The sequence below is a fragment of the Paracoccus sp. SCSIO 75233 genome, assembly GCF_027912675.1.
In the GTDB taxonomy this organism is placed as follows: domain Bacteria; phylum Pseudomonadota; class Alphaproteobacteria; order Rhodobacterales; family Rhodobacteraceae; genus Paracoccus.
This window is the reverse complement of record NZ_CP115757.1, coordinates 527,548-540,405: the sequence shown is the minus strand read 5'-3', so window position 1 is coordinate 540,405 and position 12,858 is coordinate 527,548. Positions and strand designations below refer to the sequence as shown.

The window sequence follows — 12,858 nt, the reverse complement described above, 5'->3', positions numbered from 1 at the left end:
GAGCTCATTCCGCCGATCCGGGTCAGTAGGCTTTCCCACGGGCAGAGACCGGCCAGACGGTTTCGACCTTGCCGCCGCGCACGCCGACATACCAGTCATGGACATTCGCGGTCGGATCGCAGTGACCGGGAACCAGCCGCAGCTTCTCGCCGACCTTCAGCACGCCGTCCGGGTCAGCGATCACACCGTGTTCATCCGAACATTTGATATATTCGACATCGTCGCGACCATAGATAAAGGGCAGACCGCTATCGACCGACTGCGCCTTCAGACCCGCATCGCAGATCGCCTTGTCGGGTTTCGCATGACTCATCACCTGGGTGAGGATGAAGAACGCATTCTCCCATTCGCCCTGATCGATCCGCTTGCCGTCCTTGTCGAGGATACGGCCGTAATCGGCATCCATGAACGCGTAAGACCCGCATTGCAATTCATTGTAAACGCCGGAATTGCTCTCGAAATAGTAAGACCCGGTTCCGCCGCCGGAGACGAGTTCCGGCTCCAGCCCCTCGGCCTTCAGCGCCTCGACCGCGTCCTTCACCTGCGCAATGGCGATATCCAGCTTCTCCTTGCGCGCCTCGTAGCTGTCGAGATGCTGCATCGCGCCCTGATAGGCCTGGATGCCCTTGAAGCGCAGCCCCGGCGCGGCATCGGCGGCCTTGGCGATCTCCACCACGGCCTCGCTGGTCGTCACGCCACAGCGGCCCGCGCCGCAGTCGATCTCGACGAAAACGCCCAGCTCCGTGCCGTGTTTCTGCGCCGCTTCGGACAGCGCGGCAATATTGGCCACATCATCCACGCAGACGATCACGCTGTCGGCCAGTTTCGGCAAACGCGCCAGCCGGTCGATCTTCTTCGGATCGCGCACCTGATTGGAGACCAGAATATCCCGGATACCGCCACGCGCGAACACCTCCGCCTCGCTGACCTTCTGGCAGCAGACGCCAACAGCCCCGCCCAGCTTTTCCTGCAGCCTGGCGACATCGACGGATTTATGCATCTTCCCATGCACGCGATGCCGCATCCCATGCGCCTTGGCGTAATCGCCCATCTTGCGGATATTGCGCTCCAGCGCGTCCAGATCCAGCACAAGGCAAGGCGTCTGGATATCCGCCGCATCCATACCGGGGATGGCTGGAATGTCGTAACCGACCTCGAAATCACCGAATTTCTCGACTGCGTTCATGATGTTCCTCCGATCAATTGATCCACGGCAGGCGATCGAGATCGACATTGCCGCCGGTGATGATGATGCCGACCCGCTTGCCCGCAAAGGCGTCGGCGTTTTTCAGAATGGTGGCGAGGGGCACCGCGCTTGACGGCTCCATCACCACGCGCAGATGCTTCCAGATCAGCTTCATCGCATCGACGATGTCCTGTTCTGACGCCGTGTAGATCTGCGCGACATGGTTCGACACGAAATGCCAGGTCAGGTCTTTCAGCGGCACCAGCAGACCGTCGGCCACCGATTTCGGCGCGTCGTCGGCAATGATCCGGCCCGCCTTGAAGCTGCGATAGGCGTCGTCGGCGTTCTCCGGCTCGGCGGCGATGACCTGCGTTTCGGGGGCCAGCGTGGACAGCGTCAGGCAGGTGCCCGAGATCATCCCACCGCCGCCGATAGGTGCGACCACCATGTCCAGCCCGTCGGTCTGCTCGATCAGCTCTTTCGAACATGTCCCCTGCCCCGCGATCACGCGCGGGTCGTTATAGGGATGCACGAAATCGCCGCCGGTTTCGGCCTGAACCTTGGCAAAGGTCTCCTCCCGCGAGGAGGTCGACGGCTCGCATTCGGTGATCTTGCCGCCATAGCGGCGCACCGTGTCCTTCTTGGCCTGTGGCGCCGTGCGCGGCATGACCACGTTGCAGGGAATGCCCCGACGCATCGCCGCGTAGGACAGGCAGGAGGCATGGTTGCCCGAGGAATGGGTGGCCACGCCCTTCGCGGCCTGCGCCTCGTCCAGCCCGAACACGGCGTTGGTGGCACCGCGGACCTTGAAGGCCCCCGGCTCCTGAAAATTCTCACATTTGAAGAAAAGCTGCGCGCCGGTCAGCTCGTTCAGATAGTCCGAAACCCGGACCGGCGTGCGGCGGATATGCGGCTTGATGCGCTCATGCGCGTCGAGCATGTCCTGATAGTCGGGAATGATCAAATCGCCGTCTTTCATCACGCCGCATCCTTGCGGGCAGCGGCGGGGTTCGACCGATAATATTCCTGCGCCGCGGCCACGCCCGACCCCAGCCGGATGTCCAGCCCGAGATCGGCCATGCACATTTCCGCCGTGGCCAGCCCCGACAATGTCATCACATCGGTCAGGCTGCCGAGATGGCCGATGCGGAACACCTTGCCCGCGACCTCCCCCAGACCGACACCGAAGGCGACACCGTAAACATTGGCGGCGTGAGTGACGATATCGGTGGCGTTGAAGCCCTCCGGCGTGCGGATGGCACTGACCGTGTCGGAGTACACATCCGGCGACACCGCGCACAGTTCCAGCCCCCAGGCACGCGCGGCGGCGCGGACCCCTTCGGCGATGCGGCGATGGCGGGCGAAGACATTCTCCAGCCCCTCACCCAGCAGCATGTCACAAGCCTGCTTGAGACCGTTCAGCAACCCGACTGCGGGCGTGTAGGGATAGGCGTTATTGCCATAGCTTTTCTCCATATCGCGAACGTCGAAGAAGGTGCGCGGCAGCCCCGCCGTGTCCGTCGTCTGCATCGCCTTTTCGCTGAACCCGACAATGGCCAGCCCCGGCGGCAGCATGAACCCTTTCTGCGAGCCGGTGACGGCAACATCGACGCCCCATTCGTCAAAGCGGAAATCCATCGAGGCAATGGAGCTGACCCCGTCGACGAACAGCATCGCCGGGTGCTTCGCCGCATCAAGCGCACGGCGCACGGCGGCAATGTCAGAGCGGACGCCGGTTGCGGTTTCGTTATGCGTTGCCAGAACGACCTTGATCTCGTGGTTCTTGTCGGCGGTCAGGATCTCTTCATAACGATCCGCCGGCAGACCCGCGCCCCAGGGCGTTTCGACAACCTGAACCTCCAGCCCGTGACGCTGGCACATATCGATCCAGCGATGGCTGAACATGCCGTTCCGCGCTGCGAGAACCTTGTCCCCCGCCGACAGCGTATTGGTCAGCGCGGTTTCCCAGCCACCCGTCCCGGTCGACGGGAAGATGAACACCTCAGCGACATCGCTTTTCAGCACCTTACGCACGCCCGCACGAGCAGGGTGAAGGATCTGGCCGAAAAGCGGCGACCGATGGTCGATCGTCGGCATATCGCAGGCCTTGCGCAGGCTCTCCGGGATATTTGTCGGGCCGGGGATAAAAACCGGATTCTGAAAGCTCATGGGTGTCTCCCTCCATCGTCTGAATGACCATAGGGAAGCCGCTGAGAGATCGGAATTTTTTCGAATTGAACGGGGCGGATTGACTTGCGCAAATAAAAACCTTATTTGTCAGTGTGTTATTTTTTTCATATCGTGAATTTCCTTTTCATGAGTTGCAGGATGGTGCTTATGCTTTCCCAAGAAACTGCTCCCCCGGAGCATCGAAAAGCGCGCGGCAGGCCACGGGGCTGGGCCGACAACACGGCCCAGAACACGATCAAGTCGCTGGATCGCGCGATGGAAGTCTTCGAGTTCATCAGCGCCACGCAGGGCAAACGGCTCGGCGTCATTGCCGAAGAGATGGGCCAGTCCCCGGCCACGGTCTATCGCATCCTCGTCACGCTGGAGGGGCGCGGGCTGGTGGAGTTCGACGAGGAACAGCAGCTTTGGCATATCGGCCCGCGCGCGTTTGTCATCGGTGCCCGCTTCCTGCGCCGGACCAGCCTGGTCGAACGCGCACGCCCGATCCTGCGCAGGCTGATGGAGGAAACCGGCGAGACGGCAAATCTCGGCATTGAAAGCGACGCATCGGTGCTGTTTGTCAGTCAGGTCGAAACCCATGCCAGCATCCGCGCCTTTTTCCCGCCGGGCACGTTGTCACCCATGCACGCATCCGGCATCGGCAAGGCGCTTCTGGCACAGATGGATGCGCGGCGCGTTGCCCGGATCGTCTGCAAATCGGGTCTGGAAGCCTTCACCGGCCACAGCATAACCGATCCCGCCCAGCTCGCCACCGATCTGAATGCCATTCGCGAACGCGGCTATTCGGTCGATAATGAAGAGAAAACACTGGGAATGCGCTGCATCGCGGCACCCGTTTTCGACATGCATGGCGAGGCCGCCGCCGGGATTTCCGTCTCTGGGCCGACAAGCCGGATCGGAACGGACGCGGTTGAACATCTCAGCCGCCCGGTGATCGACGCCGCCCGCGAACTGACCTATGCGATTGGCGGCGAAGCGCGCTGACATCTTGCCGGCTGAGGCGATCTCAGCCGGATTTCCCCGCATAGCGCCCGGCATCCTGACGCATCGCCTTCAGCCCGCGTTCCGCCACGAAATCGACCAGCAGCCGCATCTTCGGGTCCTGCAATTTCCGGTGCGGATAAAGACAGCCGAAAATCGACGGCATCGGGCGCGATTGCGGCAGCAGCTCGACAAGCTGGCCTGAGGCGAGATGTTCGGCAACGTCGAATAACGGCTTGTTCACGATCCCCGCCCCCGCCAGCGCCCAATCAGTCAGCACGTCGCTATCATCGGCATCGAACCGGCCCGAGACCTCGAATTTCTGCACGCCCCGCGGGGTGTTCAGCATCCAGTAATATTCGGGCGAGCGAGGATAGCGCAGCAGCAGGCAGTTATGGCCTTTCAGCAGATCCTCCGGCTCCTGCGGGACGCCCTGCCGCTCCAGATATGACGGCGCGGCGCAAAGAACGCGGACGCAATCGGCCAGCTTGCGCAGCTTGAGGCTCGAATCCGGCGGGCTGCCGACGAAAAACGCCAGATCGATCCCATCGGCCAGAATATCGACCCTGCGATCCGACAGCCGCATCCTGATTTCGATACCGGGATACTGATCGGAAAACTCCGGGATCAGCGGCGCGATGATGCGGCGACCCAGCCCGAGCGGGGCGGTGATGCTGATGACGCCATGCGGCACGGCTGCGAACTGGGCCACGACCGTTTCCGCGTGGTCGATGGTTTCCAGCACCCGACGCGCCTCCGCATAGAAGCGCTTGCCAACCTCCGTCGGCGTCAGGGAGCGGGTGGTGCGGTTGAACAGCCGCACGCCAAGATGCTGCTCCAACTCCTTGATCCGCTTGCTGGCGACGGCCGGGGTCAGCCGCAGGTCGCGCCCGCCAGAGGTGATGCTGCCCAGTTCGACGACGCGCGTGAAAACCCGCAGGCTTTCAAGATACGCCATGACCGGCACCTGTCGTTTCACGGAAACCTTTCATCAACGCCCCTCCCAAACGGCGATGAATCACGCTATCATTTTCAACAGTGTGTTGAAAGAATTTCCCGATAGCGGCCGTTTTTCGATGCAGTCACCCGCGCTAGGGTTAAATCCGTTCCACCAGCGAAAGCCAGAAACCGGACAGCCAGATGACCCAATCTTCCGAGATACGCTTCCTCCTGAACGGAGAACAGATCACCTGCCGCGACGTCCCGGCGACGCGGACGCTGCTTGATTATCTGCGGATCGAAAAACGCCTGACCGGCACCAAGGAAGGCTGCGCAGAGGGCGATTGCGGGGCCTGCACGGTGCTGATCGGCAGGCTGCATGGGGGCGCGCTGCGGTATGAAACGGTCAATGCCTGCATCCGCTTCCTCGCCTCGCTGAACGGGTGCCATATCGTAACGGTCGAACATCTTGCCGGCCCGGAAGGACGGCTGCATCCGGTTCAGCAGGCAATGGTCGAACATCACGGCAGCCAATGCGGTTTTTGCACGCCGGGCTTCGTCATGTCGCTCTATGCGCTCTGGATGGGCAACCCCCAACCCAGTGTCACCGAGATCGAGACCGCGCTGCAAGGCAATCTCTGCCGCTGCACGGGTTACGAGCCGATCGTGAAGGCCGCGCTTGCCGTCAACAGCTATGGGAGCCCCGCGAACGACTACCTGACGCAGGAGCGGGAGGGCCTGAAGACACAGCTTGCCGCACTGAAACAGCGGGCGCGGATCGTGACCGGTCCCGAGGATGACCGCGCGATCCTGCCCCTCGATGCGGCGGACCTCGCGCAGGTGCTGACCGAAAACCCGAAGGCGACGATTGTCGCCGGTTCGACGGATGTCGGGCTGTGGGTGACGAAATTCATGCGCCCGATCTCGCCGGTCGTGTTCATCAATCACCTGGACGATCTCAAGACCGTCGAGCTGACCGACGAGGCCCTGACACTCGGCGCAGGCGTCACCTATAGCGAGGCCGAACCGGCAATCTGTGACGCCTTCCCGCATCTCGGCCCGTATTGGGACCGGATCGCGGGGTGGCAGGTGCGCAATATGGGTACGGTCGGCGGCAATATCGCCAATGGTTCGCCCATCGGGGACACACCGCCGGTGCTGATCGCCCTTGGCGCGGAGGTGACGCTGCAGAAAGCCGATGGCGCGCGGAGCCTGCCGCTGGAGGATTTTTTCATCGACTATGGCAAACAGGACCGCGAGGCCGGGGATTTCGTCGCCAGCATCCGCATCCCCCGCCCCGAACCGGGCCAGATCGATGCGGCCTACAAGATCTCCAAACGCCGCGATGAGGATATTTCATCCGTGGCGGCAGGGATCAGTGTCACGGTCTCGGAAGGCAGGATCACCGGCGCGCGTATCGCATTCGGCGGGATGGCCGCGACACCGAAGCGCGCAGCAGCCGCCGAAGCGGCGCTGATCGGGCAGGACTGGGGCGAAGCGGCGTTTGAACGCGCCGCCGCCGCGCTGCCAGAGGATTTCACGCCGCTGACCGACTGGCGCGCCTCCTCCGAATACCGGCTGCTGGTCGCGCAAAACCTGATCCGGCGGTTCTTTCTGGAAAACAGCGGCTCGGACAAGCCCGTCCGTCTGGCCGTCGCATGAACGGGGTGCAGAACATGACAGACGCACAAGGCGTTTCCGGCGCGGCCCATCAGAATGTCGCGCATGACAGTGCGATCAAGCATGTCTCGGGCCGGGCGGAATATACCGACGACATCCCGGAACCGCATGGCACGCTTCACGCCTATTTCGGCGTCTCGGACGTGGCGCATGGGCGGATAAAATCCATGAATCTCGGCCCTGTCCGGCAGGCACCGGGCGTCGTCGATGTGCTGACCGCCGAGGATATTCCGGGCGAAAACGACATCAGCCCGACGGGCCGCCATGACGAGCCGGTCTTTCCGACGGAAACGGTCGAATATCACGGCCAGCCGCTCTTTGCCGTGGTGGCCGAGACACGCGACGCCGCCCGCCGTGCGGCAGTGCTGGCGGAGGTCGAATACGCCCCCCTGCCCCATGCGCTCGACCCGGTTTCCGCGAAGGAAGCGGGAATGCCGATGGTGACCGAGCCGCTGAAGCTTGAACGCGGTCAGGTACAGCGCGGTCAGGCCGATGCGTCGCGGCGCATCAAGGGCCGGATGGTGGTCGGCGGTCAGGATCACATGTATCTGGAAGGCCAGATCGCCTTTGCCATGCCGGGGGAGGATGAGGACGTAATCGTCCATTGCTCCACCCAGCATCCGAGCGAGGCGCAGCATATGGTGGCCCATGTGCTCGGCGTGCCGTCAAACGCGGTGACGGTGAATGTGCGGCGCATGGGCGGCGGGTTCGGCGGCAAGGAAAGCCAGATGAACATCTTCGCCGCCGCCGCCGCCGTCGCCGCCAAGAAGCTGAACCGCCCGGTCAAGATCCGCCCCGACCGCGATCAGGACATGAGCGCGACCGGCAAGCGCCATGATTTCGTCATCGACTATGACGTCGCCTTCGACGATGACGGGCATATCCACGCGGTAGAGGGCCATTTCGCGGCCCGCTGCGGTTATTCCGCCGACCTGTCCGGGCCGGTGACGGATCGGGCGCTGTTTCATGCCGATAACGCCTATTTCTACCCGCATGTGCGCCTGACATCCTGCCCGCAAAAGACGAATACGGTGTCAAACACCGCGTTCCGGGGTTTCGGCGGGCCGCAGGGCGTGATCGCAGCCGAACGGATGATCGAGGAAATCGCCTATGCGCTTGGCAAGGACACGCTCGACATCAGGAAAGCGAATTTCTACGGCGATGAGGGCCGCGATCTGACCCCGTATCACCAGAAGGTCGAGGATAATATCATCGGGCGGATCGTGGCCGAGCTTGAGGAAAGCTGCGATTATCAGGCCCGTCGTCAGGCGGTCATCCGCGACAATGCCAGCGGCGGCATCATCCGGCGCGGCATCGCGCTGACGCCGGTCAAATTCGGCATCTCCTTCACGGCGACGCATTACAATCAGGCGGGCTCACTGATCCATATCTATAATGACGGCTCGATTGCGCTGAACCACGGCGGGACGGAGATGGGTCAGGGCTTGAACACCAAGGTCGCGCAGGTCGTCTCCGACGTGTTTCAGGTCGATTTCGACCGCATCAAGATCACCCGCACCACGACGGAGAAGGTGCCGAACACATCGGCCACGGCGGCCTCCAGCGGATCGGACCTGAACGGCATGGCCGCGAAGGATGCAGCCGAGCAGATCAAGGCGCGGCTGATCGCCTTCGCCGCCGAACGCTGGCAGACCGATCCGGCCAATGTGCGTTTCGTCGCGAATGCCGTGCAGATCGGTGACGAGGTCATCCCCTTCCCCGATTTCATCAGACAGGCCTACATGGCCCGCATCCACCTGTCGGCGGCAGGGTTCTACAAGACCCCGAATATCCACTGGGACCGCGCCGCCGGAACCGGGCGTCCGTTCTATTACTACGCCTATGGCGCGGCCTGTTCCGAGGTCTCCGTCGACACGCTGACCGGCGAGTACCGGGTGGAGCGGACAGATATCCTGCACGACGTGGGCCGCTCGCTGAACCCGGTGATCGACAAGGGACAGGTCGAGGGCGCGTTCATTCAGGGCATGGGCTGGCTCACCACGGAGGAGCTTTGGTGGGACGACAAGGGCCGGCTGCGCACCCATGCGCCCTCCACCTATAAAATCCCGCTGGCAAGCGACCGGCCCCGCATCTTCAATGTGGCACTGGCCGACTGGTCGGAGAACCGGGAGATGACGATCAAGCGGTCGAAGGCCGTGGGCGAGCCGCCCTTCATGCTGGGAATCTCGGTGTTCGAGGCGCTTTCGATGGCCGTGGCGAGCGTGGCGGATTACCGCGAATGCCCCCGCCTTGATGCGCCGGCCACGCCGGAACGGGTGCTGATGGCCGTCGAGCGGCTGAAGCGTGGAGGATAGGGCGATGAAATTCAGCAGCCTGCTCAGCGAATTTTTCGACACGCCCGGCCCGGTTGCGCATCTGTGCATCACCGATCTGCGCGGCTCCTCCCCCCGCGAGCTGGGTGCGGAGATGTTCGTCCGCTACGACAGCATCTGCGGGACCATCGGCGGCGGTCAGCTTGAATACCGCGCCATCGAGGCCGCGCGCGTCATGCTGAAAGACGGCGATATGGCGCTGCAACTGCAAATCCCGCTCGGGCCCGAAATCGGGCAGTGCTGCGGGGGCTGGGTGGAGATCCGGGCCACGCGGATGAGCGGGCAGGACAGGAAAAAAGCGCTGATTGACGCACAGGCGGCGGATGACGCGCTGCCCGCGGTCTATATCCTCGGCGCCGGTCATGTCGGGCGCGCCCTTGCCGATCAGTTCCAGCATCTGCCGCTGCGCACCGTTCTGGTGGATCAGCGCAAGGACGAACTGGCGATGAGCCGGGCAGCTGTCGAGACGCGGCACAGCGCGATCCCGGAATTCGACATCATGTCCGCCCCGCCGGGCAGCGCCTTTATCGTGCTGACCCATGATCACGGGCTGGATTTCCTGCTCGCCTCCGCCGCGCTGCAACGCGGTGACGCCGCCTATGTCGGCATGATCGGATCGTCGACCAAGCGGGCGAAATTCCGCAAATGGTGCCGGACGCAATGTGGCGGGCTGTCGGACGCATCGCTGGTCTGCCCCATCGGCGCGGGCGGCAGCCGCGACAAGCGGCCTGCGGTCATCGCATCACTGGTGGTGGCCGAGGTGATGACCACACTCACCGAAACCTCCGCCGCATATGATCCGGGATGGGACAGCATCCCGCGCATCGCAGCCTTGTAAACACCTGTCAAAGTAACCCGAATGCCCTGCCGAGGAAGCCGGGCCGTCACTCGTGGGAGGAACCATGTTAGAGAAACTATTCAGACTGTCGGATAACGGCACCAATATCAGGACAGAGGTGGTCGCCGGGATCACCACGTTCCTGACCATGGCCTATATCATCTTCGTCAACCCGGACATCCTGTCGACAACCGGCATGGATCGCGACGCGGTCTTTGTCGCCACCTGTCTTGCCGCAGCCCTCGGCTCGGCGATCATGGCGCTTTGGGCAAACTGGCCCATCGGCATGGCACCGGGGATGGGGCTGAACGCGTTCTTCGCCTTTACCGTGGTCGGCGCGCTTGGCTTTACCTGGCAGCAGGCTCTGGGGGCGGTCTTCATCTCCGGTCTGGTGTTCCTGTTCCTCTCCGTCACCGGCATCCGACGCTGGCTGATCGCGGGCATCCCGACCTCCATGCGCAGCGCGATTGCCGCGGGGATCGGGATGTTCCTCGGCCTGATCGCGCTGCAAAGCTCCGGCATCGTCGTCGATAACCCGGCCACGCTGGTCGGTTTGGGCGATCTGACGCAGACCGGCACATTGCTGGCGGTCGCGGGCTTCTTCATCATCGCGGCCCTCGATGCGCTGAAAGTGCGCGGCTCGATCCTGATCGGCATTCTGGCGATCACGGTGCTGTCGATCGTCCTCGGCGCAAGCGCGTTTGGCGGGGTCATGTCCATGCCGCCCTCCATCGCGCCGACCTTCATGCAGCTCGACCTGGCAGGCGCGCTCACGGTCGGGATCTTCCACGTCATCCTTGTCATGGTGCTGGTCGAGGTGTTCGACGCCACCGGCACCCTGATCGGCGTCGCCAAACGTGCGGGCTTGCTGACCGAGGGACCAGCCCACACCAATAAGGGACTGAGCCGCGCCCTGATGGCGGATTCCACGGCCATTCTCGCCGGATCCATGCTCGGCACCAGCTCCACCACGGCCTATGTCGAAAGCGCCTCCGGCGTGCAGGCGGGCGGGCGCACCGGGCTGACCGCGCTTGTCGTTGCGGTGCTGTTCCTGCTGGCCATGTTCTTCGCCCCGCTGGCCGGATCGGTCCCGGCCTATGCCACGGCACCGGCGCTGCTCTATGTCGCCTGCCTGATGGTCCGCGAGTTCTCCGAGATCGCATGGGACGACGTCACCGAGGCCGCACCGGCTGTGCTGACCGCGCTGATGATGCCCTTCACCTACTCCATCGCCAACGGGCTGGCCTTCGGCTTTGTCAGCTATGCGCTGATCAAGCTGCTGACCGGGCGCGCGAAAGACGTCCATATCGCAACCTGGGTTGTCGCCGCGCTGTTCGTCATCCGCTTCGCCTTCTTCACGGAATGACCCGGCACAGCCATATCGGACCCTGAACCCATGACCAGAACATCACGTCAAACGCTGCTTCGGGGACGCATCCTCGATTTCCACGCCGAGCCGGTCGATGAAACCGACCGCGACGCCTACAGCTATATCGAGGACGGCGCGATCCTGATGGCAGACGGTTTGATCGTGGCACGGGGCGGCTTCGACGACGTCGCCCCATGCGCCCCGGACGCCACCGTAATCGACCACCGGCCGCATCTGCTGATGCCGGGTTTCATCGACCCGCATATCCACTTCCCGCAGGTGCAGGTGATTGCAAGCTGGGGCGCGCAACTGCTCGACTGGCTGAATAACTACACTTTCCCCGAGGAAACCCGCTTCGCCGACCCCCAGCATTGCGCGGAAATGGCCGGTCACTTCTTCGACCTGCTGACCGCACATGGCACCACAACCGCCGTCGCCTTCTGCTCGGTCCATAAATCCTCAGCCGATGCGTTCTTTGCCGAGGCAGCGCGCCGGAATATGCGGATGATCGGCGGCAAGGTGATGATGGATCGCAATGCACCAGACGGGCTGCGCGACACGCCACAGACGGGATATGACGAGACCAAATCGCTGATTGCCGAATGGCACGGCAAAGGCCGCGCATATTACGCCATCACCCCGCGTTTCGCCATCACCTCGACGCCGGAGCAGCTTGAGCTGGCGGGCGCTCTGGTGGCGGAGCATCCCGATTGCTACCTGCAAACGCATCTGAGCGAAAACCATGACGAGATCGCCTTTACGGCAGAACTTTATCCCGACGCGCCGGATTATCTGGGGGTTTATGAGAAATACGGCCTGCTCGGCCCGAAAGCGCTGCTCGGCCATGCGATCCATCTGAAACCGCGCGAGATCGATGTCCTTGCCGACACGCAATCAAAGCCGGTGTTCTGCCCGACCTCCAACCTGTTTCTTGGCAGCGGGCTGTTCGACAATGACGGGCTCAGGGCGCGCGGAATCGAGAATGCCATCGCAACCGATGTCGGCGCGGGCACCAGCTATTCGATGCTGCACACGTTGAACGAAGGCTACAAGATCCTGCAATTGCAGGGCCAGAAACAGCACCCGCTGCGCGCCTTCCACTGGATCACGCGCGGGAATGCCTCCGTCCTCGGGCTGGAGGACAAGATCGGCACGCTTGCACCGGGAAGCGAGGCGGATGTCGTCGTGCTCGACCCCTGTGCCACCCCGGCAATGGCGCTGCGCATGGCACGGGCGGCGACGCTGTCCGAAGAGCTGTTTATCCTGCAAACGCTCGGTGACGACCGCGCTGTCGCGCAGGTCTATGTGGCTGGTGCGGCGATGAAGGGTTAGGGGGCTGCTG

The 12,858-nt window shown here is 63.1% G+C and carries 10 protein-coding genes; 6 read left to right on the top strand and 4 right to left on the bottom strand.

Annotation, left to right across the window (positions count from 1 at the left end; translation table 11 throughout):
- Positions 1 to 22 precede the first annotated feature (22 nt).
- Genes bhcC through bhcA form a run of 3 tightly spaced genes read right to left on the bottom strand, consistent with a single transcriptional unit; the run spans position 23 to position 3,355 of the window.
- Positions 23 to 1,186, bottom strand: a complete 1,164-nt coding sequence (gene bhcC / locus PAF12_RS02645; protein ID WP_271108468.1) for a 3-hydroxy-D-aspartate aldolase BhcC — start codon at positions 1,184 to 1,186, stop codon at positions 23 to 25.
- 13 nt (positions 1,187 to 1,199) lie between these two features.
- On the bottom strand, positions 1,200 to 2,165 hold the full coding sequence (gene bhcB, locus PAF12_RS02640; protein WP_271108467.1) for a beta-hydroxyaspartate dehydratase BhcB: 966 nt from the start codon (positions 2,163 to 2,165) through the stop codon (positions 1,200 to 1,202).
- Positions 2,165 to 3,355, bottom strand: a complete 1,191-nt coding sequence (gene bhcA, locus PAF12_RS02635; protein ID WP_271108466.1) for an L-aspartate--glyoxylate aminotransferase BhcA — start codon at positions 3,353 to 3,355, stop codon at positions 2,165 to 2,167. The genes bhcB and bhcA overlap by 1 nt, the downstream gene beginning before the upstream one ends.
- A 168-nt stretch (positions 3,356 to 3,523) precedes the next feature.
- Here bhcA and bhcR point away from each other — a divergent pair, with 168 nt between their 5' ends.
- A complete protein-coding gene (bhcR, locus tag PAF12_RS02630; RefSeq protein ID WP_271108465.1) occupies positions 3,524 to 4,360 on the top strand; it encodes an HTH-type transcriptional regulator BhcR in 837 nt (278 codons plus the stop codon).
- A gap of 22 nt (positions 4,361 to 4,382) precedes the next feature.
- Here the strand turns inward: bhcR and PAF12_RS02625 are convergent, their stop codons facing one another.
- Positions 4,383 to 5,315, bottom strand: a complete 933-nt coding sequence (locus PAF12_RS02625) for a LysR family transcriptional regulator (RefSeq protein WP_271108464.1) — start codon at positions 5,313 to 5,315, stop codon at positions 4,383 to 4,385.
- A 182-nt stretch (positions 5,316 to 5,497) separates the two neighbouring features.
- Between PAF12_RS02625 and xdhA the strand changes: the two genes are divergently transcribed.
- The 5 genes from xdhA (at position 5,498) to guaD (ending at position 12,848) form a co-directional block, all read left to right on the top strand.
- The gene (xdhA, locus tag PAF12_RS02620) at positions 5,498 to 6,958 is read left to right on the top strand and encodes a xanthine dehydrogenase small subunit (RefSeq protein WP_271108463.1); all 1,461 of its coding nucleotides are present in this window, start codon (positions 5,498 to 5,500) and stop codon (positions 6,956 to 6,958) included.
- A 14-nt stretch (positions 6,959 to 6,972) separates the two neighbouring features.
- Positions 6,973 to 9,291, top strand: coding sequence for a xanthine dehydrogenase molybdopterin binding subunit (xdhB, locus tag PAF12_RS02615; protein WP_271108462.1), 2,319 nt, complete (start codon positions 6,973 to 6,975; stop codon positions 9,289 to 9,291).
- A 4-nt stretch (positions 9,292 to 9,295) separates the two neighbouring features.
- Complete coding sequence (xdhC, locus tag PAF12_RS02610) at positions 9,296 to 10,147, top strand: xanthine dehydrogenase accessory protein XdhC (protein ID WP_271108461.1); 852 nt, start codon at positions 9,296 to 9,298, stop codon at positions 10,145 to 10,147.
- Between the two features lie 64 nt (positions 10,148 to 10,211).
- The gene (locus tag PAF12_RS02605; RefSeq protein ID WP_271108460.1) at positions 10,212 to 11,513 is read left to right on the top strand and encodes an NCS2 family permease; all 1,302 of its coding nucleotides are present in this window, start codon (positions 10,212 to 10,214) and stop codon (positions 11,511 to 11,513) included.
- 30 nt (positions 11,514 to 11,543) lie between these two features.
- On the top strand, positions 11,544 to 12,848 hold the full coding sequence (guaD, locus tag PAF12_RS02600; protein WP_271108459.1) for a guanine deaminase: 1,305 nt from the start codon (positions 11,544 to 11,546) through the stop codon (positions 12,846 to 12,848).
- The last annotated feature ends 10 nt before the right edge of the window (positions 12,849 to 12,858 follow it).

Coding starts and splice junctions, on each gene's coding strand:
- bhcC (WP_271108468.1), bottom strand. CDS start 1,186: ATGAACGCAGTCGAGAAATTCGGTGATTTCGAGGTCGGTTACGACATT.
- bhcB (WP_271108467.1), bottom strand. CDS start 2,165: ATGAAAGACGGCGATTTGATCATTCCCGACTATCAGGACATGCTCGAC.
- bhcA (WP_271108466.1), bottom strand. CDS start 3,355: ATGAGCTTTCAGAATCCGGTTTTTATCCCCGGCCCGACAAATATCCCG.
- bhcR (WP_271108465.1), top strand. CDS start 3,524: ATGCTTTCCCAAGAAACTGCTCCCCCGGAGCATCGAAAAGCGCGCGGC.
- PAF12_RS02625 (WP_271108464.1), bottom strand. CDS start 5,315: ATGGCGTATCTTGAAAGCCTGCGGGTTTTCACGCGCGTCGTCGAACTG.
- xdhA (WP_271108463.1), top strand. CDS start 5,498: ATGACCCAATCTTCCGAGATACGCTTCCTCCTGAACGGAGAACAGATC.
- xdhB (WP_271108462.1), top strand. CDS start 6,973: ATGACAGACGCACAAGGCGTTTCCGGCGCGGCCCATCAGAATGTCGCG.
- xdhC (WP_271108461.1), top strand. CDS start 9,296: ATGAAATTCAGCAGCCTGCTCAGCGAATTTTTCGACACGCCCGGCCCG.
- PAF12_RS02605 (WP_271108460.1), top strand. CDS start 10,212: ATGTTAGAGAAACTATTCAGACTGTCGGATAACGGCACCAATATCAGG.
- guaD (WP_271108459.1), top strand. CDS start 11,544: ATGACCAGAACATCACGTCAAACGCTGCTTCGGGGACGCATCCTCGAT.